General features: G+C 72.2%; 18 protein-coding genes. 10 read left to right on the forward strand and 8 right to left on the reverse strand.

All coding sequences use genetic code 11. The annotated features are described in order from the left end of the window. Positions 1 to 289: 289 nt before the first annotated feature. Positions 290 to 1,582, reverse strand: coding sequence for a serine--tRNA ligase (gene serS / locus K3554_RS06885; protein ID WP_259945276.1), 1,293 nt, complete (start codon positions 1,580 to 1,582; stop codon positions 290 to 292). Positions 1,583 to 1,772: 190 nt separating this feature from the next. Here serS and yajC point away from each other — a divergent pair, with 190 nt between their 5' ends. The 4 genes from yajC (at position 1,773) to K3554_RS06905 (ending at position 5,586) form a co-directional block, all read left to right on the forward strand. After that, positions 1,773 to 2,093, forward strand: coding sequence for a preprotein translocase subunit YajC (gene yajC / locus K3554_RS06890; protein WP_259945278.1), 321 nt, complete (start codon positions 1,773 to 1,775; stop codon positions 2,091 to 2,093). Between the two features lies 1 nt (position 2,094). Beyond that, complete coding sequence (gene secD, locus K3554_RS06895) at positions 2,095 to 3,759, forward strand: protein translocase subunit SecD (protein ID WP_259945280.1); 1,665 nt, start codon at positions 2,095 to 2,097, stop codon at positions 3,757 to 3,759. Between the two features lies 1 nt (position 3,760). Then, positions 3,761 to 4,726, forward strand: a complete 966-nt coding sequence (gene secF, locus K3554_RS06900) for a protein translocase subunit SecF (protein ID WP_259945282.1) — start codon at positions 3,761 to 3,763, stop codon at positions 4,724 to 4,726. A 281-nt stretch (positions 4,727 to 5,007) separates the two neighbouring features. Then, positions 5,008 to 5,586, forward strand: coding sequence for a VPLPA-CTERM sorting domain-containing protein (locus K3554_RS06905; RefSeq protein WP_259945284.1), 579 nt, complete (start codon positions 5,008 to 5,010; stop codon positions 5,584 to 5,586). A 24-nt stretch (positions 5,587 to 5,610) separates the two neighbouring features. Here the strand turns inward: K3554_RS06905 and K3554_RS06910 are convergent, their stop codons facing one another. After that, positions 5,611 to 6,105: a hypothetical protein gene (locus K3554_RS06910; protein WP_259945286.1), complete on the reverse strand. Its 495-nt coding sequence runs from the start codon at positions 6,103 to 6,105 to the stop codon at positions 5,611 to 5,613. Between the two features lie 284 nt (positions 6,106 to 6,389). Here K3554_RS06910 and K3554_RS06915 point away from each other — a divergent pair, with 284 nt between their 5' ends. Then, positions 6,390 to 6,764, forward strand: a complete 375-nt coding sequence (locus K3554_RS06915; protein WP_259945288.1) for an Mth938-like domain-containing protein — start codon at positions 6,390 to 6,392, stop codon at positions 6,762 to 6,764. Between the two features lie 76 nt (positions 6,765 to 6,840). Here the strand turns inward: K3554_RS06915 and K3554_RS06920 are convergent, their stop codons facing one another. Then, positions 6,841 to 7,341: a hypothetical protein gene (locus K3554_RS06920; protein WP_259946006.1), complete on the reverse strand. Its 501-nt coding sequence runs from the start codon at positions 7,339 to 7,341 to the stop codon at positions 6,841 to 6,843. A gap of 131 nt (positions 7,342 to 7,472) precedes the next feature. Beyond that, the gene (locus K3554_RS06925; protein WP_259945291.1) at positions 7,473 to 7,907 is read right to left on the reverse strand and encodes a VOC family protein; all 435 of its coding nucleotides are present in this window, start codon (positions 7,905 to 7,907) and stop codon (positions 7,473 to 7,475) included. A 140-nt stretch (positions 7,908 to 8,047) separates the two neighbouring features. On the opposite strand from K3554_RS06925, the gene thyX reads away from it, so the two are divergent. The 3 genes from thyX (at position 8,048) to K3554_RS06940 (ending at position 10,530) form a co-directional block, all read left to right on the forward strand. After that, on the forward strand, positions 8,048 to 8,953 hold the full coding sequence (gene thyX / locus K3554_RS06930; protein WP_259945293.1) for an FAD-dependent thymidylate synthase: 906 nt from the start codon (positions 8,048 to 8,050) through the stop codon (positions 8,951 to 8,953). After that, complete coding sequence (locus tag K3554_RS06935; RefSeq protein ID WP_259945296.1) at positions 8,857 to 10,083, forward strand: YaaC family protein; 1,227 nt, start codon at positions 8,857 to 8,859, stop codon at positions 10,081 to 10,083. The genes thyX and K3554_RS06935 overlap by 97 nt, the downstream gene beginning before the upstream one ends. 246 nt (positions 10,084 to 10,329) lie before the next feature. After that, positions 10,330 to 10,530, forward strand: coding sequence for a TraR/DksA C4-type zinc finger protein (locus K3554_RS06940; RefSeq protein ID WP_259945299.1), 201 nt, complete (start codon positions 10,330 to 10,332; stop codon positions 10,528 to 10,530). A gap of 6 nt (positions 10,531 to 10,536) precedes the next feature. Here the strand turns inward: K3554_RS06940 and K3554_RS06945 are convergent, their stop codons facing one another. The 4 genes from K3554_RS06945 to K3554_RS06960 all read right to left on the reverse strand — a co-directional run bounded on the left by K3554_RS06945 (position 10,537) and on the right by K3554_RS06960 (position 17,630). Further along, positions 10,537 to 14,154 carry a calcium-binding protein gene (locus K3554_RS06945; RefSeq protein WP_259945301.1) on the reverse strand — a complete coding sequence of 1,206 codons (3,618 nt, stop codon included), beginning with the start codon at positions 14,152 to 14,154 and terminating at the stop codon, positions 10,537 to 10,539. Positions 14,155 to 14,294: 140 nt separating this feature from the next. Next, the gene (locus K3554_RS06950; RefSeq protein ID WP_259945303.1) at positions 14,295 to 15,584 is read right to left on the reverse strand and encodes an FAD-binding oxidoreductase; all 1,290 of its coding nucleotides are present in this window, start codon (positions 15,582 to 15,584) and stop codon (positions 14,295 to 14,297) included. Continuing rightward, on the reverse strand, positions 15,581 to 16,942 hold the full coding sequence (locus tag K3554_RS06955) for a glutamine synthetase family protein (RefSeq protein ID WP_259945305.1): 1,362 nt from the start codon (positions 16,940 to 16,942) through the stop codon (positions 15,581 to 15,583). Before K3554_RS06955 ends, K3554_RS06950 begins: the two co-directional genes overlap by 4 nt. Further along, a complete protein-coding gene (locus K3554_RS06960; protein ID WP_259945306.1) occupies positions 16,929 to 17,630 on the reverse strand; it encodes a type 1 glutamine amidotransferase in 702 nt (233 codons plus the stop codon). Before K3554_RS06960 ends, K3554_RS06955 begins: the two co-directional genes overlap by 14 nt. A 206-nt stretch (positions 17,631 to 17,836) precedes the next feature. Here K3554_RS06960 and K3554_RS06965 point away from each other — a divergent pair, with 206 nt between their 5' ends. Both K3554_RS06965 and K3554_RS06970 read left to right on the forward strand, forming a co-directional pair. Beyond that, positions 17,837 to 18,289 (forward strand): CAP domain-containing protein, encoded by a 453-nt coding sequence (locus tag K3554_RS06965; protein WP_259945308.1) that lies wholly within the window; start codon positions 17,837 to 17,839, stop codon positions 18,287 to 18,289. A gap of 123 nt (positions 18,290 to 18,412) precedes the next feature. Then, complete coding sequence (locus K3554_RS06970; protein WP_259945310.1) at positions 18,413 to 18,943, forward strand: CAP domain-containing protein; 531 nt, start codon at positions 18,413 to 18,415, stop codon at positions 18,941 to 18,943. The last annotated feature ends 1 nt before the right edge of the window (position 18,944 follow it).

The raw sequence follows: 18,944 nt of genomic DNA on the forward strand, positions 1-18,944 counted from the left end.
CGCGCAAGGCGAGGGCGCGGAATCGGGGGGTGCCCCCCGTGCACCCCCCGTACACCCCCCGTGCATACCGGGAGACGCCGGTCCGGCGAAGCCGGGCGGATCGGTCCGGTGGACCGATCCGAGGTGCGAACGCCCGGAGCGCAAGCGAAGGGCCGGCGCCGGGGAGGGGGCTCTGCCCCCGCGTCCTGCGGACGCTCCCCCGAGGTATTTCCGAAACGAAGACGAAGAGGAGCGTGTCGCGGGCGTTCGGCGCTGGGAGGCGTGTCAGAACCGGAAGCGGCGCCGCCCCTCAGACCAGCGCGCCGTCCGCCGCGATCCGGGTCCGGCCGCCGAGGTAGGGGTGGAGCGCTTCGGGGATGTCCACGGAGCCGTCCGCCTGCTGGCCGTTCTCCAGCACCGCGATCAGGCAGCGGCCCACGGCGAGGCCCGAGCCGTTGAGGGTATGGACGAAGCGGGGGCGGCCGCCTTCCGCGGGGCGGAAGCGCGCGTTCATGCGCCGGGCCTGGAAGTCGCCCGTGGTGGAGCAGGACGAGATCTCGCGGTACTTCGCCTGGCCCGGCAGCCAGACCTCGATGTCGTGGGTGCGCCGCGCGCCGAAGCCCATGTCGCCGGTGCACAGCACGACGGTGCGGAACGGCAGGCCGAGGCGGCGCAGGAGGTCCTCTGCCAGCCCGGTCATGCGGTCCAGCTCCTCGCGGCTCCGGTCGGGATGCGTGACCGAGACCATCTCCACCTTCTCGAACTGGTGCTGGCGCAGCATTCCGGCCGTGTCGCGCCCCGCCGAGCCGGCCTCGGAGCGGAAGCACAAGGTGTGCGCGGTCATGCGGCGGGGCAGGGCGGCCTCGTCGAGCACCTCGCCCGCCACCGAGTAGGTGAGCGTGACCTCGGAGGTGGGGATCAGCCAGTAGCCCTCGCGGGTGAGGAAGCTGTCGCCGCCGAACTTCGGCAGCTTGTCGGTGCCGAGCATGGCGTCGTCGCGCACCAGCACGGGGGTCGCCGTCTCCTCCAGCCCGTTCTCGTTCACGTGCACGTCCAGCATCCACTGGGCCAGCGCGCGGTGGAGGCGGGCCACCGCGCCGCGCAGCACCACGAAGCGCGAGCCCGACAGCTTGGCGGCGGTCTCGAAGTCCATGCCGGGCACCACGCCCGGGATCGCGAAGTGCTCGCGCGGCGCGAAGTCCATCTCGCGGGGCGTGCCGTCGCGGCGCAGCTCCACGTTGTCGTCCTCGGAGGCGCCGTCGGGCACGTCGGCGTCGGGAAGGTTGGGCAGCTCCAGAAGGCGCTGCCCGAGGGCGGCGTCGGCCTCGCGGGCCTTCTCCTCGAGGGCGGCGATCTCGTCCTTCTTGGCGGCGACCAGCGCGCGCAGGCGCTCGAACTCGGCGTCGTCGCCGCGGGCCTTGGCGGCGCCCACCTCCTTGGAGGCGGCGTTGCGCTCCGCCTGCGCCTCCTCGGCGGCCCCGATGTGGGCGCGGCGCGCGGCATCGAGCGCCATCAGCTCGGGCGAGACCGCCGCGATGCCGCGGCGCGCGAGGGCGGCGTCGAACGCGTCGGGGTTCTCGCGGATCTGGCGGATGTCGTGCATTGGGGCCTCCGGCGTTGTCGCGCGCCTCTTGCCACGGGCGGGGGGCTGCGACCAGACCGCCGCGCCCCGCCTCGCGGGCCGCCCGCCTGCTTGCGCCGCCCGGGGGGCGCGCATAGGTTGCCGCCGATTTTCCGACCGGCCCCCCGCGGCCGCGCGGGGCGCCCGCCCCGCCCCAACAGCAAGGCCCGACATGTTCGCATCCCCCGCCTACGCGCAGACCGCCGGTGGCGCCGCCTCCACCCTCGGCAGCTTCATCCCGCTGATCCTGATCTTCGCGATCATGTACTTCCTGCTGATCCGTCCCCAGCAGAAGAAGGTGAAGGAGCACCGCGCCATGGTCGACGCCCTGCGCCGGGGCGACCAGATCGTCACCCAGGGCGGGCTGATCGGCAAGGTCGTGAAGGTGCGCGACGACAACGAGGTCGAGGTGGAGCTGGCCGAGAACGTGAAGGTGCGCGTCGTGCGCTCCACCATCGCGCAGGTGGTGTCCAAGACCGAACCGGCCGCCTGACATGATCCAGATCGACGCCTGGAAGCGGGTCCTGATCCTCGGGGTCTGCCTGCTCGGCCTCCTGTGGGCCCTGCCGAACCTGTTCTACAGCCGCGTCGAGCCGTACAACGACGCCGCCGCCGCCGTGGAGGCGGGGGCGGTGTCCACGCCCGAGATCGAGGCCGCGCTCGCGCGCTGGCCCGGGTTCCTGCCCTCGGGGCTGGTGAACCTCGGGCTGGACCTGCGGGGCGGCGCGCACCTGCTCGCCGAGGTGCAGCTCGAGGACGTCTATGCCGCGCGCGTCGAGGGCCTGTGGCCCGAGGTGCGCGACGCGCTGCGCGACGTGCGCGGCGAGGTCGGCACGATCCGCCGCCAGGACGCGCCCCCGGGCGAGCTGCGGGTGCGCATCTCGCAGCCCGAAGGCCTGCAGGCCGCCGTGGACGCGGTGCGCGCGCTGGCCTCGCCGGTGGTCTCCGTTACCGGCGTGGGCGAGAGCGACCTGGCCGTCACCGGCGCGGGCGACGTGGTGTCGGTGACCCTGGGCGAGGCCGAGCGCCGCGCCACCGACGACCGCACCATGCAGCAGTCCCTGGAGATCATCCGCCGCCGCGTCGACGAGGCCGGCACCCGCGAGCCGACGATCCAGCGCCAGGGCGCCGACCGCATCCTGATCCAGGTGCCGGGCATCGGCTCGGCCTCGGAGCTGAAGGCGCTGATCGGCACCACCGCGAAGCTGACCTTCCACGCTGTCTCGGGCCGCACCGCCGACCCCGAGACGCGGGTGGACGCGGACGAGCTGCTCCGGCCCTCGCTCGACGAGGAGGGCGTGTTCTACGTGCTGGAGCGCGCGCCCGTCGTATCCGGCGACGACCTGACCGACAGCCAGCCGGCCTTCGACCAGAACGGCCTGCCGAGCGTGACCTTCCGCTTCAACCCCTCGGGCGCGCGCGCCTTCGGGCAGTTCACCGGCGCCAACGTGGGCGCGCCCTTCGCGATCGTGCTGGACGAGGAGGTGGTGACCGCGCCCACGATCCGCGAGGCGATCACCGGCGGCTCGGGGCAGATCACCGGCAACTTCGACGTGGAGGAGGCGAACCGGCTGGCGATCCTCCTGCGCGCCGGCGCGCTGCCCGCCGAGATGACCTTCCTGGAGGAGCGCACCGTGGGCCCCGAGCTGGGGCAGGACTCCATCGACGCGGGCAAGGTGGCCTCGCTGGTGGCGCTGGCGGCGGTCGTCGTGTTCATGGTGGCGGCCTACGGGCTGTTCGGGGTGTTCGCGATGGCGGCGCTGGGCATCAACATCGCGCTGATCTTCGCGGTCCTCTCGACCATCGGCGGCACGCTGACGCTGCCGGGCATCGCGGGCATCGTGCTGACCATCGGCATGGCGGTCGACGCCAACGTGCTGGTGTTCGAGCGCATCCGCGAGGAGCTGCGCACCGCGCGTGGCCCGGCGCGCGCCATCGAGCTGGGCTACGAGCGCGCGCTGTCGGCGATCGTGGACGCCAACATCACCACGTTCATCATCGCCGCGATCCTGTTCACCCTGGGCTCGGGGCCGGTGCGCGGCTTCGCGGTGACCCTGGGCATCGGGATCCTGACGTCCGTGTTCACGGCGATCTTCGTGACGCGCCTGTTCATCGTGCTGTGGTTCGAGCGCCGCCGCCCCAAGACGATCGAGGTCTGAGATGCGCCTGAAGCTGGTTCCCGACGAGACGAATTGGGACTTCATGCGCTGGCGCCACTGGACCTTCGGGGCCTCGGTGGTGGCGATGGTGCTGGCGCTGGTGGTGTGGGCCGTCATGGGCCTGAACTTCGGCATCGACTTCCTGGGCGGCACCACGATCCGCACCGAGTCGACGGCCGCCGTGGACGTGGGCGCCTACCGCGACGCCATCGCGCCCCTCGGCCTCGGCGACGTGTCGATCACGGAGGTGTTCGACCCGACCTTCGAGGCGGGGCGCAACGTGGCGCAGATCCGCATCCAGGCGCAGGACGGGGCCGAGGCCGTGACCGCCGAGACCATCGCGCAGGTCGAGGCGGCGCTGGCCTCGGTGGACCCGTCGGTGACGTTCCCGTCCGTGGAGTCGGTCGGGCCGAAGGTGTCGGGCGAGCTGATCCAGACCGCGGTGATCGCGGTGCTGGCCTCGCTGGCGGCGATCCTAGTCTACATCTGGCTGCGCTTCGAGTGGCAGTTCTCGGTGGGCGCCATCGCCGCCCTCGTCCACGACGTGGTGCTGACGATCGGGGTCTTCGCGCTGTTCCAGATCCGCTTCGACCTGGCCACCATCGCGGCGATCCTGACCATCATCGGCTACTCGATCAACGATACCGTGGTGATCTTCGACCGCCTTCGCGAGAACCTCGTGAAGTACAAGAAGACACCGCTGATCGAGGTCATGAACCGCTCCGTGAACGAGACCCTGAGCCGGACGCTGATGACCTCGGGCACTACGCTGCTGGCGCTGATCGCGCTCCTGGTGCTCGGCGGCGACGTGATCCGGGGCTTCGTGTTCGCGATCACCTGGGGCATCGTGGTGGGCACCTACTCGTCGGTCTACGTGGCCAAGAACGTGGTGCTGATGCTGGGCGTGGAGCGCGACCCCAAGGCGCCCTCGGACGCCGGGACGCAGTTCGCCGGGCCCGGCGCCTGAGGGGGGGGGCAGGGGGACCGGTCGTCGGGGCGGGGGTGATTCCCCCCGTCCGCGCGCCCTCGTGACCCCGCGCGCCGATCGGCCGTCTCCGCGACGGAGCCGAAGCCCCGTCGATCGCCGATCCGTATCGCGGGCGGAAACGCGTCTCGACGGGCCGGCACCGAAAGCCCGCGAAACGGCCGCATTTCCGCCCTGATCCGTCGACGCCACGGTTCCCCCCGGTTACAAGGAACGACCGGCCGCCGATCCCGGCGCCGGACGCGAGGGGTGGGGATGGACCTATGCTGAAGACGATTGCCGCCGGCCTGCTGGGTGCCGCGCTGAGCGCGGGCGCCGCGAACGCCGCCGTGTTGTGGGACTTCCAGGAGACGGGGGGCGACGTCGTCGGCATCTTCGCCGGGTCGCTCGACCTGAGCGGTGCGGGCTCCGCGGGCGCGGGCGGCCTGCCCTTCGACCTGTTCTCGGCCAGCGACGCCGCGGCGATACAATCCGATTCCACCGGCTCGTTCGATACCTACGAGTTCGACGCCGCCCCTGCGAACTTCGGGACCGACGGGCTGACCCTCGCGACCTCCGGAACGGGCGACGCGTTCGCGGTCCTAGGGGCCAATTCCGGAAACGAGGTGGGCGTTCCCACCGGCTACGCCAGTGGCCAAGCGCTGGCCGGCACGCTGACGTTCGCGAACCAGACCTTCGCCGCGCTCGGGGTCACCCCCGGAAGCTACGTGTTCTCGCTGCCGAACGACACGATCACCGTGCGCTTCGGCCCCACGGCCCCCGTCCCGCTGCCGGCCACCCTGCCGCTGCTGCTCGCCGGGTTCGGCGGCCTCGCGCTGCTGCGCCGCCGCCGGGCGGGCTGAGCCTGCGCCGGTCGCTCGCGCGGGTCAGGCGGGCATGAGCGCCGCGATCTCGCGGTGGCTCAGACCCATGGAGCCCAGCGCGTGCCCGATCCGCGCGGTGTCGATGCGGGTGTGCGTGGGCCGCACGAGGCCGCGGGCGGCGTAGGCGGCGTCCACCGCGGCCACGAACTCGGCGAGCGTGGCAGCGCCCTCGTCGTCCATGTCGGGCACGCCCGCGGCCCAGAGGCGGTTGGCATAGCCCGCCAGCGCGTCGAGCTCGGCCACGTCCAGCGCGTCCAGCCCCTCGACGTAGGTGTCGAACAGATCCGCGTCGGCGGGCAGGTAGCCCAGCGCCCGGTCGGCCAGGCCGCCCGCCTCGCGCAGCGCGAGCTCGCGGACGTTGTACTCGGTGAACCCGTTCGTCGCCACGGTCAGCAGCCCCGCGGCCGTGAGCGCCATGACCCCGGCGGCGGCGGTGAGGAACGACCAGTCCACGGTGACGGTGCCGGTCTGGTCCTGGAGGAAGTGTGTCATCCGCATGGTGGCCTCCGTGGGGTTCGTGTCGTGTTCGGGGCCGAAATGCGCTCCGAATGGGGCGGAAAATATGACCGTCGCGGCGCCGATTGCCCCTCTCGGGTGGGACGGTGGGTCGGCGTGCCACGCACCGTCGCCCGGGCGCGGACGATCGCCCTGATCGGGGGCGGAATCGGGGCCGCGAAACGGGGCGGGGGCGGGGCGCGTGCCCCGGTTCCGCCACGGTGCGGGGTTGGCGCCGCGCGGGGCCCGCCCTAGGTCGGGGGCGCACAGGCGGGAGGGAGACCGGCATGGACCTCAGGGACGTGGACTACGGCGGCGGGCGCCCCTTCGACGGCTACGGCGACGGGTTCTTCCGCATCGGCGGGGCGCGCCACGAGGGCGCGCTGATCCTCCACCCCGGCGGGCTGGAGCGGTGGGAGGGGCTGGCGGATGCGGGGCCGCTCCTCGCGCTCGCGGGGGCGGTGGACGTGATCCTCCTGGGCATGGGCGGCGCCATCGCCCATCCGCCCGCCTCGCTGCGCGTTGCGGTCGAGGAGGCGGGGATCGGGCTGGAGGTGATGGCCACGCCGCCCGCCTGCCGCACCTACAACGTGCTCTTGGGCGAAGGGCGGCGGGTGGCGGCGGCGGTGCTGCCGGTGGCGGGCGCCGCGCGGCGCCGGTAGCGGCCCCCCGCGAACGCGAACGCGCGCCCGGAGGGGCGCGCGTTTCGATCAGGGGGCGATGCGCCCGCGGCGGGGCCTAGTAGGCGTAGGTCTGGCCGTCCCCCTGGTAGGACTGCGCGATGGGGTGGTACTCGTCGCGGTAAAGGCGGTCGAACCGCTCCTGCTCGTAGGTGGTCTCCGAGGAGCGCACGGCGCGCATCTCGGCGTAGTGGGCCGCGATCGAGGCGTCGAAGTCGTCGAACATGTTGCGGGTGGCCTCGTCCCAGGCCTCGTAGTCCTCGGTGCCGCGGTAGCTGTTCGCGTAGCCGTTCACGGTGGCGAGGTCGACGTCCTCCAGGGTGGCGGCGACCTCGTACATCGCCATGAAACCGTCCTGCTGGTGGGCCGCGTAGGCCTCCTTGGCGTGCTCGCCCTTCCGCCAGACCTCGGTCTGGGTGACGAAGGCGTTGGAGCGGGTCTCGGCGCCGACGCTGACCACGGTGACCACGGCGATGCCGAGGCCGGCCACGGCCGCGGACAGGACCACCCAGTCGATCGAGACGGCGCCGCTCTCGCAGCGCAGGAAGGGAATCGGCATCGGAACCTCCTGGTATCGATGATCTGGCGGAGATCGCACCGCTTCGTGGCGAAATCGGGGCAGACCCCGTCCAAGCCGATGGAAACGACGCGTTTCCGCGAAGGCGCTCCTGCCGATCCGCGGGGCCGCCGCTACCAGTGGCCGGTGTTCTCCATCGAGGCCCAGGGCTCGGCGGGCGCCTTGGCGTCGCCGCGCTGGAGCAGCTCCACCGAGGCGTTGTCGGGCGAGCGCACGAAGGCCATGTGCCCGTCGCGCGGGGGGCGGTTGATGACGACGCCCGCATCCTGGAGCGCGGCGCAGGTCTCGTAGATGTCGTCCACGCGGTAGGCGAGGTGGCCGAAGTGGCGCGAGTCGGAGGGCAGGGCGTCGTCGCCGTCCCAGTTGTAGGTCAGCTCCACGTCCGCATGGCCGTCGTCCTGGTCGGGCGGGCAGAGGAACACCAGCGTGAAGCGCCCGCCCTCGTTGTCGATGCGGCGGCGCTCGCGCAGGCCGAGCAGCTCGAAGAAGCGGATCGTGGCGTCCAGGTCCTTCACGCGCAGCATGGTGTGGAGGTATTCGATGCCCATGGGTGGCTCCCCTGTGTGTGGCCCGCCGCGACCCTAGCGGCGCGGGGGCCACAGGCAACCGGGGGCGGGCGGCACCCGCGGTTGCGGGACGGGCGGGGGAGACTACGGTTCCCGGCGACCCGAGCCATGCGAGAGCCCCGATGCCCCTCACCCCCGAGCAGCAAGCCGAGATCGACGAGACCCGCAGCACCCCGCGCCCCACGCTGCGCGCCGTGTCCGAGGGCATGGAGCGGCACCTCTACGTTGCCAAACCGGTCCTCGACCACGGCTTCGTGCGCGTGGTCGACTACATGGGCGACGACGAGGCCATCTGCCAGGCGGCGCGCGTCTCCTACGGGCGCGGCACCAAGGCGGTGTCGAACGACGAGGGGTTGATCCGCTACCTCATGCGCCACTGGCACTCGACGCCGTTCGAGATGTGCGAGGTGAAGCTCCACGTGAAGCTGCCCGTGTTCGTGGCCCGCCAGTGGATCCGGCACCGGACCGCCAACGTGAACGAGTACTCCGCGCGCTACTCCATCCTGGACCGCGAGTTCTACGTGCCCGAGGCGCGGCACCTCGCGGCGCAGGCGACGCAGAACAACCAGGGGCGGGGGGCCGCCTTGGAGGGCGAGGAGGCCGAGCGCGTGCTGCGCTGGCTGCGCGAGGACGCGGACCGGGCCTACGACCACTACGAGGCGATGATCTCCCAGGACGGCCAGCAGGGCCTGGCGCGGGAGCTGGCGCGCATGAACCTGCCGGCGAACGTCTACACCCAGTGGTACTGGAAGGTGGACCTCCACAACCTCCTCCACTTCCTCCGCCTACGTTCGGATGCCCACGCCCAGTGGGAGATCCGCGTCTATGCGGACGCCATCGCGGAGTCGGTGCGCGACTGGGTCCCGATGGCCTGGCGGGCCTTCGAGGACTACCGGGTCGGGGGCGCGCAGCTCTCGGCGAAGGGGGTGGAGTGCGTGCGGCGGATGGCGCGGGGCGAGGAGGTGACGCAGGAGACAAGCGGGATGAGCAAGGGGGAGTGGCGGGAGTTTCGGGGGTTGTTGGGGTGATAGTGAAACGAGCTAGCTCCATCGCGCCAGATAACTTCGACGCATTCTGCATCCGCGGCCTGAAACAGTTCCTCAATTTGGAATACGCATCGAAGCGCTTAATAGACCGGCAAAATGTACCGGTGCGCCATCACCGAAATGCTAGAAAGCAAGCCAAGCAAATCGGATTCTGCCTAGCCTTGGGCTTGGAGTATATGGAGAATTCCAAAGTTGCAACACTGGCAACAAAGCCGGTTTTGTTGTATTATTCGGCAATGAACTTTGCGCTTGCAGAGTTGTTGATGAAGCAGAGCGGCGACTCGAGCCTCACGTTAGCGAGAGCTGAGCATTCACATCACGGTTTAAGCTTTGGTGCGCCATCTAATGTCTCTCGAGATGCAACAACTTTGCAACAAATGAGCGCCTGCAAGGCTAAGCCGATGGTGTCATCAGGTAAGAGAAGAGGAACGTTTGAGCTTTGGCATCGAACTGCTCGTGAACATCCAGTCATCGGCGTCCATAGCGATCAGGACGGTAAAACCTCAGGGCCTATTCCTTTAATGATAGGCGGTGACGAACGATTCGAATTGCTCGACGAAGGTGGTGTTTCCTTGCTCGAGTGCATAAAGCTCATTCCAAGCCTATCAGAAGAACTGGCGCGTTATGGAGCATACTCGAGTTACGCACGGGGGATAATTTCTTCGACGAAGAGTGGCGAATGCCATTCAATTTCTGTGCTTGTTCATCCGGGTCCCGAAGAGATAATAAGCGGTGTATCTGAAAACATATTGGTATCTCCTGCGCTAGTTCCGGGCATAGAGATCGAGGAGTTTCAGAGCGGCTTTGCTTTGACGGCGAACATCTATCGCGGCCAAAAAGTGAATCTAAGTTTGCCAATGGTCACTTCGCTAACTTCCGGGGAGGTGAGGATCTGCGGAGTTAAGACGTCAATCAACGAATTTGGCGCTTTTCTCGCCGCTCTCTTCATACTTAGCAATCTGTGTCGCTACTATGCTGACTTTTGGATGGAACGCATTTCCGCGCATGCAGGAATTGCAATGATAGCGGAAAGTTTGTGCAGCGAGTACTTTAAAAGAGTCCCAGCATTGGTGCTTGCAGAGTTAGAGGGAACACTGTTCGTAAGGAGATAAATTCGCTATTCGCAATGCTGCCCAAGACTCGCCCTTGGTTTAGTCATTCGGTAATTGACTCTTCTCAATAATCTAAACTGTGATGGTGATGTGTGAGCGTTATTGCATAATTCTACGGAACTCCGCCTATGCTTCTCTCGCCAAGCTATCCTTCACCCATAACCCCCGCGCCGCCGAGGACGCGGCCTCGGCTGACACGCGCATGCCCTTGCGCTCGATCAGCAGGCCGTCGGGTGGCTCTCCCGGATGGATGCGCTTCAGAACCAGGCCATGGCGCAGGCGCAAGAGAGACGGCCGAGCGCCGAGCGGGCGCGCCTCCTCGCCGCGCTCAAACGGCTGGAGGCGGGGGAGTACGGCTCCTGCACCGAATGCGGCGAGACCATCGAGCCCGCGCGGCTGGAGGCCGACACCGCCATCCCGCGCTGCCGCGACTGCACGCGGGGATAGGCCCCCTCAGATCAGCACGATGTCGTCCGCCAGCCCCGCCGTCGTCGTGATCCCCGCGAGCACGATCTCGCCCGCCGCGCCGAGGTCGATCACCACGCGGCCGCCCTCGAGGGCGGCGAAGCGGTCGACGAGCTGGGCTCCGCCCGCGGCGCCTCCGGCGAGGGCGCGGGCGATGTGGATCTCGTCGGCGCGGGTGTCGTAGTTCTGGATCACGTCGCGCCCGAAGCCGCGGGCGTCGAACACGAAGCGGTCCGCGCCGCCGTCGCCGCGCATCGTGTCGCGCCCGCCGCCGCCGTGGATCGTGTCGTCCCCCGGGCCGCCGTAGAGGCTGTCCTCGCCCGCGCCGCCCCAGAGCCGGTCCCGGCCGCTGCCGCCGAACAGGCGGTCCGCGCCGTGCTCGCCGCGCATCTGGTCGTCGCCGCCGTAGCCGAACATGCGGTCGTCATGGTTGCCGCCGAACATGCGGTCGACGTCGACGTGGCCGCGCATGATGTCGCGCCCGCCCTCGCCGAACATCGTGTCGCGGCCCCGGCCCGCGTAGAGCGTGTCATCGCCCGCGCCGCCGCGCAGCACGTCGTTGCCCGCCACGCCGCGCAGGTCGTCATCGCCCGCCCCGCCGCCGATGGTGTCGTTGCCGTTCTCGCCCACCAGCAGGTCGGCCCCGGCGTTGCCGTGGATGCGGTCGTGGCCGTTGTGCCCGCGCAGCACGTCGTCGCCGCCGTGGCCCAGCAGCCAGTCGTTGCCCGGGCCGGCCTTCACGGTGTCCGCGCCCTCGCCGCCGTAGAGCGAGTCGTTGCCCGCCTGGCCGAAGAGGCGGTCGTCGCCGGCGCGCCCGTACAGCTTGTCGTGGCCGCCGCGGCCGAGGAAGTGGTCCGCGCCCGCGCCGCCGTCGAGCCAGTCGGCGGACGCGCCGCCGCCGAGGCGGTCGGCGCCGTCGCCGCCGTAGATCCGTCCGCCGCCCGAGCCGGCCTCGAGCGTGTCGTCACCGGCGCCGCCCACGAGCGTGTCGCGGCCCGCGCCGCCCTCGACCCGGTCGGCGCCGCCGCCGCCGTCGATGCTGTCGTGACCGTCCTCGCCGCGCAGCGTGTCGCGGTCGTCGCCGCCGAGGAGGCGGTCGTTGCCGCTGCCGCCCTGGATGCGGTCGCGCCCGGCGTTGCCCCAGACCGAGTCGGCGCCCGAGCCGCCCCAGATCCGGTCGTCGCCGCCGCCGCCCCAGAGCGCGTCGTCGCCGCTGGCGCCGAGCAGGGAGTCGTCGCCGTCGTCGCCCCAGACCCGGTCGCGCCCGCCGCCCGCGATGAGGCTGTCGTCGCCGTGCTCGCCGCGGATCGAGTCGCGCCCCGATCCGGCGGTGATGCGGTCGTCGTGGCGCCCCCCGAGAAGGCGGTTCGAGCCGCCCGCGGCCTCGATCGTGTCGCGCCCGTCGCCGCCGCTGGCGCGGTCGGTGCCGCGGCCCAGCGCGATGCGGTCGTCGCCGGCCTCGCCCCAGACGTGGTTGCTGCCCTCGCCGGCGAGGATGCGGTCGTCGCCGGCCTCGCCGTGGATCGTGTCGGCGCCCCCGCCGGTGTCGATGCGATCATCGCCCGCGCCGCCCCAAGCGCGGTCGCGGCCCGAGCCGCCGTGGAGCCGGTCGTGGCCCGAGCCGCCGTGCAGGTGGTCGGTGCCGCCGTCGCCGCGCAGCACGTCGGCGCCGGGGCCGCCGTCCAGGGTCTCGGAATCGGCGGAGCCGACGAGGGAGTCGTCGCCCTCGCCGCCGCGCGCGAGGCCGCCGCCGGTGCCCGCGCGCAGGGTGTCGTTGCCGGCGTCGCCGTCGAGCGTGTCGCGCCCCGTGCCGCCCTCGATCCAGTCGTCGCCGTCGCCGCCCGACGCCCGGTCGCCGCCGCTGCCGCCCACGATCCGGTCGTTGCCGAGCCCGCCCGCCAGCGTGTCGGCGCCGCCATCGCCGCCGAGCGTGTCGTTGCCCTCGTCGGCGAGGATGCTGTCGCGGCCCTCGCCGCCGAGGATCACGTCGTCGCCGAGGCCGCCCCGGGCCACGTCGTCGCCGGTGCCGAGCTGGATCACGTCGCGGCCGTCCGCGCCCGAGACGGTGTCGTCGCCCGCGCCGCTCTCGATCCAGTCGTCGCCGCCGTAGCCGCGCATGGTGTCGGCGTCGTCGGTGCCGGTGAGGCTGTCGCGCTCGCCGCTGCCGTGGACGCGGTTGCCGCGGATCGCGTCGCGGGGGTCGGGCAGGACCTGCAGGTCGCGGGCGAGGCCGAGCATGTCGACCGCGTCGAAGTCGTCGCGGGCGATGGGGGCGCCGTTCCGGGTCACGAGGCGCAGGGTCTCGGCGCCGTGGCGCAGGACGGCGCCGCCTTCGGTGGTCTCGATGCGGAGCTGCGAGACCGCGTAGAGGCCGTCCCAGGCCGAAAGGTCGATGCGGTCCACGCCGACTTCGAAGTCGGCGACCGTGTCGGCGGCGCCGTCGGCATCCATCACGAAGCGGTCGGCGCCCGCACCTCCGCGAAGGGTGTCGGCGCCGGCGCCGTCCCATAGCACGTCGTCGCCCGCGCCGCCCGCGAGGGACTCGGCGCGGTCGCCGCCCGCGACGACGCGGGTGCCGGAGACGTCGAGCGAGAGGTGGGTGACGCCGCCCTCGGTCTCGGAGGTGGCGAAGACGTGGAGCCGTCCGCCCGCCACGTGGAGGGCGAGGGCGTTCGGGTTAGCAAGCGCGGCGCCCGCGCTGTCGGCGACCGTCGAGAGCGCGACCAGCCGTCCCGTGGGCAGGAGCGCGAAGGCCGTCAGGCCGTCGTCGCCGCCGCCCGCAACCACGTAGTGGATGCCGCCCGCCTCGGTGGTCTCCAGTACGGAGGCGGTGGCGAAGCGGGTGGTGCGGTCGTCGAGCACGTGGTCGAGCACGTGGATCGTGCCGGCGGCATCCAGCTCCAGCACCGAGAGGCTGCCGGTGCCCGCGGCGCCCACGAGGGCGACGGTGCGGCCCTCCAGCTCCAAGACGCGCAGCACGGAGGGGGCGTTGATGCCGAAGGCTTCGTTGGCGCCGAGGCTGTCCCTGGCATGGAGGCGCCCGGCGGCGTCCAACTCCCAGACGGTGACGCCGTGCTCGGCGCCGTCCGCCGTCACCACGAAGTCGCGGCCGCCGGCGGTGTAGCCCGCCATGGCGGTGGGCAGCGCGGCGTAGGTGTCGGTGCCGTCGCGGCGGAAGTAGGCCTGCTGCCAGCCGCCTGCGCCGTCGGCGGCGAGGGTGTAGAAGCCGCCCTCGCCGGGCACCGCGGCCAGGAGCGCGGGGGCGCCGCGGTGGGTGGCGGCTGCGAGCAGGAGCGCGTCGCCGGTGAAGCCGCCCCCGCCCCCCAGGATGCGGGCGCCGTGGCCGTCGTCGATCCGCGCCAGCATGTCGGCGCGCAGGGAGAAGGTGCGGCCCGCGACGGCGACGTCCACCGTAGCGCCGGGTGCCGCGGCGGTGCCCTGCAGCGAGAGGTCGCCGTCCCGAAGGCGGTGGCTCTGCACGGTGGCGCCGGAGAGGGACTGGAGCTTGACCGTCGCGGCCCCGCCCGCGGTCTCGACCCAGAGGTCGGGCGCGGTGGCGTCGCGGGCGGCGCCGGTGCCGCTGGTGCCGTGAAGGGTGAACCGCATCGCCCGCGCTCCCGTGCCGTGGCTTCGGGCACGGTGTCGGGGCGGGGGGCGTCGCGGTGCGGTGCGCGACGGTGGCCGGGGCGCGGCGGATGCGCCGGAGTCGCGACGATGTTTCCGCGATTTGGAGCGGACGCGCGGCCCTAGCGCTGGCGGATGCGGTCGCCCAGGGCCGCGGCGGCCAGCCCCGCGGTGGCGGCGAGCCCGCCGATCCAGCGCCCGCCGGGCAGGGCGGGCACGGGCAGGGCGGCCATGGCGCGGAAACGCTCGCGTTCGCCCTCCAGCGCCTCGGCGACGAGCTTGCCGAAGAGGGCCGACAGGGCCAGCCCGTGGCCCGAGTAGCCGCCCGCCGCGAAGAGGCCGGGCGAGATCTCGGCGAGGTAGGGCAGGCGCGTCGCGGTGACCGCGAGGGTGCCGCCCCAGTGGAAGGGCAGGGGCGCGTCCCGCAAGCTGGGATAGACCCGCGCGAGGTTCGAGCGCACGCGCCCCTCGATGTCGCGCGGGAAGCGGCGGCCGTAGCTCTCGCCGCCGCCGTAGACGAGCGTGCCGTCGACGGTCTGGTGGAAATAGTTCACCACGAAGCGCCCGTCGGCCACGGCGAGGGGGCGGCGCATGGGGGCCGCATCCCCGAGCGGCTCGGTGGCGGCGATGTAGTTGTTGATGGGCAGCGCGCGCCGGGCGAGGCGGCCCACGGCGTGGGCGCTGTAGCCGTTGGTGGCGTGGAGCACCGCGCCCGCGCGCACCGTGGCCGCGCCGGTGCGCACGCGGTGGGGGCCGACGGCGTGGACCTCGGAGCCTTCGTGGATCGTGACGCCCGCCGCCACGCAGGCCCGCGCGAGGCCGAGCACGTAGGCGAGCGGGTTGCAGAAGCCCCCGTCCTCGTGGAGCACGCCGCCCGCGTAGGCCTCCGAGCCGATCAGGTCGGCGAGGGCGCCCCGGTCCAGGACGGCGTTCACGGCGCCGTAGTGGTCGCGCAGGTAGGCGGCCATGTCGCCGGCCTCGGCGAACTCGGCGGCGGTGAGGTCGGCGTGGACGAGGCCGGGGGTGTAGCCGGCCTCGGGGGCGTGGGCGGCGATCAGCGCGCGGGTGAGGTCGCCGGCCTCGGCGCAGAGATCCCAGACCCGGCGGGCGGCGGCGTGCCCCAGCCGCCGCTCGAGCCGGGGCTGGTCCCAGTTGAGGCCCCAGCCGATCTGTCCGCCGTTGCGCCCCGAGGCGCCCCAGCCGACGCGGTGCGCCTCGAGCACCACGACGCGGCGTCCCGCCTGCGCCGCGTGGAGCGCCGCCGAGAGGCCGGTCAGCCCCGCGCCCACCACGCAGAGGTCCGCCTCCGTGTCCTCGCGCAGGGGCGCGAGGCGGGCGAGGGGGCGGGCGCGCGACGCGTAGAAGCTGGCGGGGTACTCGCCCCGCTCGCCGTTCGCGTGCAGCCAGCTCATACGTTCAGGAGCAGGTGCTCGCGCTCCCAGGGCGAGATGACCTGCAGGAAGGCCCCGTATTCCAGCCGCTTCACGGCGGCGTAGATCGAGGCGAAGCGGGGGTGTAGCACCTCGTGGATCTCGCTCGCGGCCTCGAAGCGGTCGAGTGCCTCGGACAGGTCGCGGGGGATGCCCTCCTGGCTCTCGTAGGCGTCGCCCGTGAACTGGGGCGCGGGGTCGATGCGGTTCACGAGGCCGAGGTAGCCGCAGGCGAGCGAGGCGGCGATGCCGAGGTAGGGGTTGCAGTCCATGCCGGCGATGCGGTTCTCGACGCGGCGCGCGAAGGGCTCGGACACCGGCACGCGCAGGCCGGTGGTTCGGTTGTCGCGGCCCCATTCGAGGTTGATGGGCGCCGCGAAGTCCGGGACGTAGCGGCGGTAGCTGTTCACGTAAGGGGCGAGGAGGGCGATCACCTCCGGAAGGTGCCGCTGCATGCCGCCGATGAAGTGGAGGAAGCGCTCGGTCTCGAGGCCCTTCTCGTCCACGAAGATGTTGCGGCCCGTGGCGATGTCGACGACCGAGTGGTGGATGTGCATGGCCGAGCCCGGCTCGTCCTGGATCGGCTTGGCCATGAAGGTCGCGTAGCAGTCGTGGCGCAGCGCGGCCTCGCGGATCATGCGCTTGTAGCAGAAGATCTCGTCGGCTAGGCGCACCGGGTCGCCGTGGCGCAGGTTCAGCTCGACCTGGCCCGAGCCGCCCTCCTGCAGGATGCCGTCGATCTCCAGGCCCATGGCCTCGGCGAAGTCGTAGATGTCGTCGATCACGCGGCCGTACTCGTCGATCGCGGACATCGAGTAGGCCTGCCGCCCCGCGGCCCTCCGCCCCGAGCGGCCCATGGGCGGCTCGACCGGCTTGGCAGGGTCGATGTTGCGGGCCACGAGGTAGAATTCCATCTCGGGCGCCACCACGGGCTTCCAGCCGCGCGCCTCGTAGAGGCCGACCACGCGCTTGAGCACGTTGCGGGGGGCGGCGGGCACGGGCTCGCCGGACTGGTCGAACATGTCGTGGATGACCTGCACGGTCCAGTCGGCGGTCCAGGGGGCGGCGCGGGTGGCGGCCCAGTCGGGGCGCAGGATCATGTCGGGCTCGGTGAAGGCGGCGTCGCCGTCGTCGGCCCAGTCCCCGGTGATGGTCTGCTGGAAGATCGAGTTGGGCAGGTAGAAGTAGGGCTGCGTGGCGAACTTGGCGGCCGGCATGGCCTTGCCGCGGGCGATGCCCGAGAGGTCGGCCACCACGCACTCCACCTCGTCGAGGCGGCGCCCGTCCACGTAGTCGCGGGCGTGCTGGGGGGCGTGCTCCAGCCAGTCAGAGTGCGGCATGGAGCGACCTGTCGCGGAAGAACGCGGCGATGGCGCGCGCCACCCGGGGGGCGTCGGTGCCCTCGCCGGCGGCGGCGGTGCGCCGGGCGGCGTCCATCAGCTCGTCGGGGTAGGTGCCGGTGCCGGCGCGCGCGTCCACGTAGGCGCCGATCAGGGCGTCGCCGAACTCGGGGTGGGGCTGCGTGGTCCAGGCGGCACGGCCGTAGCCCAGGAAGGCGGTGGGGCAGTGGGCGTTGCCGCCCAGCACCTCGGCGCCCTCGGGCAGCTCCACCACCTGGTCCTGGTGCCAAGCGTTGAGGCGCAGGGGGCCGTCGCGGGTCTCGTAGGTCTGCTTGCCGATGGCCCAGCCGTGGGCGACCTTCTCGACCCGCCCGCCCAAGGCCTGGGCGACGATCTGGTGGCCGAAGCAGATGCCCACCACGGGCACGTCCGCCTCCACCACGCCCCGGATCAGCGCTTCCAGGGGCGGGATGAAGGGATGGTCCTCGTAGGCGCCGTGCTTCGAACCGGTGATGAGCCAGCCGTCGCATTCGGTGGGGCCCGCGGGCAGCTCCATGCCCTCCACGTCGTAGCGCTGGAACGCGAAGCCTTGGCCGGCGAGCAGGCGCTCGAACATCTGGGCGAAGTCGCCGTGCTGGGGCTGCACGGCGTCGGGTGCGTGGCCGGCCTCGAGGATGCCGATGCGCATGGAACCTCCGGAGAATGGAACCGGAGGACCGTATTCCCGGCACCTTCCCGCCGCAAGGCGGCCCCGGATGCGGGCGAGCCAGGAACCGATCCCGTTCCCGAGCCGTGCAGGAGCCGCCATGACCCGTCTCGCCTTCGCCCCCCTCGCCATCGCCGCCGCGCTCGCGCTGTCGGCCTGCGGCGCGCCGCCCCCCCCTGGTCGTCACGATGGACGGCTCCACCGTGACCAGCGCCTCGCGCGGTCCCGTGGCGCCCGCCGCCCGTCCCGACGCCGCGAAGGCGCTGCGGCTGGCCTCGGAGGCGAGGCAGCGCCACGGCATGCCCGCGCTGCGCCACGACCCGCTGCTCGCGCGCGCGGCCGAGGGGCACGCCCGCTGGATGGCACGCGCCAACGTCACGAAGCACCGCGGCGCGGGCGGCACCGGCATGCGCGAGCGCATCCTCGCCACCGGCTACGACGCCTGCTGGGGCGCCGAGAACGTGGCCTCGGGGCAGTTCTCGGCCCCCGAGGTGGTCGCGGACTGGATGGGGTCGCCCGGCCACCGCCGCAACGTGCTCGACGCCAACCTCGCGGAGGCCGCGGTGGGCGTGGCGGAGGGGCCGAACGGCCTGCTCTACTGGGCGATGGTGATGGCGCGGCCCTGTGGCGATGCGGGCTAGGCAGCGGGAAACCGCCGGGATCCGGGCGGGGCCGCCGCCGCGGTTCCGGACCCGGCTCCGGTGCGTACGATCCGCCGTGCCGCAAGAGCACCGAGCAGAACACGAGCAGGCAGGACCATCCCGATGAACACCGTGATCGCCGCGGCCCTCGCGGCCGCGACCGTCCTGGGCGGCTGCGCCAGCGTGTCCTACAGCGTCCGCACCGTGCCGCCCGTGGGCAAGGGCGACGTCTCGGCGGTCCGGATCGCGCCGGCGCGGGCCGACGAGGCCGAGCGGCGCGCGCTGGCGATGGTCAACGACCGGCGGCGGCGCGCGGGCCTTCCCCCCGTGGCGGCGAACCGGAAGCTGCAGGCGGCCGCCGAGTCCCACGCGCGGTGGATGGCGCGGACGGGCACGATGTCCCACCGCGGGGCGGGCGGATCGGACATGCTGACGCGGATGCGGGCCGCGGGCTACAGGCCCTGCGACGCCAACGAGAACGTGGCCTACGGACAGCGCACCGCGGACCGCGTGGTCGCGGGCTGGACCGCCTCGCCGGGCCACCGCCGCAACATCCTGGAGGACGGCATGCAGCACGGCGCCGTGGCGAAGGTGCGCGACCGCGAGGGCACGATCTGGTGGGCGATGGTGCTGGGCAAGCGCTGCGGCGGCTGAC

The sequence above is a fragment of the Jannaschia sp. W003 genome, from assembly GCF_025144335.1.
GTDB lineage: Bacteria > Pseudomonadota > Alphaproteobacteria > Rhodobacterales > Rhodobacteraceae > Jannaschia.

Excerpts from the sequence above, each read along its gene's own strand:
- K3554_RS06920 (WP_259946006.1), bottom strand. The coding sequence starts at position 7,341 with ATGCCGATTCCCTTCCTGCGCTGCGAGAGCGGCGCCGTCTCGATCGAC.
- K3554_RS06910 (WP_259945286.1), bottom strand. The coding sequence starts at position 6,105 with ATGCGGATGACACACTTCCTCCAGGACCAGACCGGCACCGTCACCGTG.
- K3554_RS06960 (WP_259945306.1), bottom strand. The coding sequence starts at position 17,630 with ATGCGCATCGGCATCCTCGAGGCCGGCCACGCACCCGACGCCGTGCAG.
- K3554_RS06950 (WP_259945303.1), bottom strand. The coding sequence starts at position 15,584 with ATGAGCTGGCTGCACGCGAACGGCGAGCGGGGCGAGTACCCCGCCAGC.
- serS (WP_259945276.1), bottom strand. The coding sequence starts at position 1,582 with ATGCACGACATCCGCCAGATCCGCGAGAACCCCGACGCGTTCGACGCC.
- K3554_RS06925 (WP_259945291.1), bottom strand. The coding sequence starts at position 7,907 with ATGGGCATCGAATACCTCCACACCATGCTGCGCGTGAAGGACCTGGAC.
- K3554_RS06905 (WP_259945284.1), top strand. The coding sequence starts at position 5,008 with ATGCTGAAGACGATTGCCGCCGGCCTGCTGGGTGCCGCGCTGAGCGCG.
- K3554_RS06940 (WP_259945299.1), top strand. The coding sequence starts at position 10,330 with ATGGATGCGCTTCAGAACCAGGCCATGGCGCAGGCGCAAGAGAGACGG.
- yajC (WP_259945278.1), top strand. The coding sequence starts at position 1,773 with ATGTTCGCATCCCCCGCCTACGCGCAGACCGCCGGTGGCGCCGCCTCC.
- K3554_RS06970 (WP_259945310.1), top strand. The coding sequence starts at position 18,413 with ATGAACACCGTGATCGCCGCGGCCCTCGCGGCCGCGACCGTCCTGGGC.
- thyX (WP_259945293.1), top strand. The coding sequence starts at position 8,048 with ATGCCCCTCACCCCCGAGCAGCAAGCCGAGATCGACGAGACCCGCAGC.
- K3554_RS06915 (WP_259945288.1), top strand. The coding sequence starts at position 6,390 with ATGGACCTCAGGGACGTGGACTACGGCGGCGGGCGCCCCTTCGACGGC.
- secF (WP_259945282.1), top strand. The coding sequence starts at position 3,761 with ATGCGCCTGAAGCTGGTTCCCGACGAGACGAATTGGGACTTCATGCGC.
- secD (WP_259945280.1), top strand. The coding sequence starts at position 2,095 with ATGATCCAGATCGACGCCTGGAAGCGGGTCCTGATCCTCGGGGTCTGC.
- K3554_RS06955 (WP_259945305.1), bottom strand. The coding sequence starts at position 16,942 with ATGCCGCACTCTGACTGGCTGGAGCACGCCCCCCAGCACGCCCGCGAC.
- K3554_RS06945 (WP_259945301.1), bottom strand. The coding sequence starts at position 14,154 with ATGCGGTTCACCCTTCACGGCACCAGCGGCACCGGCGCCGCCCGCGAC.
- K3554_RS06965 (WP_259945308.1), top strand. The coding sequence starts at position 17,837 with ATGGACGGCTCCACCGTGACCAGCGCCTCGCGCGGTCCCGTGGCGCCC.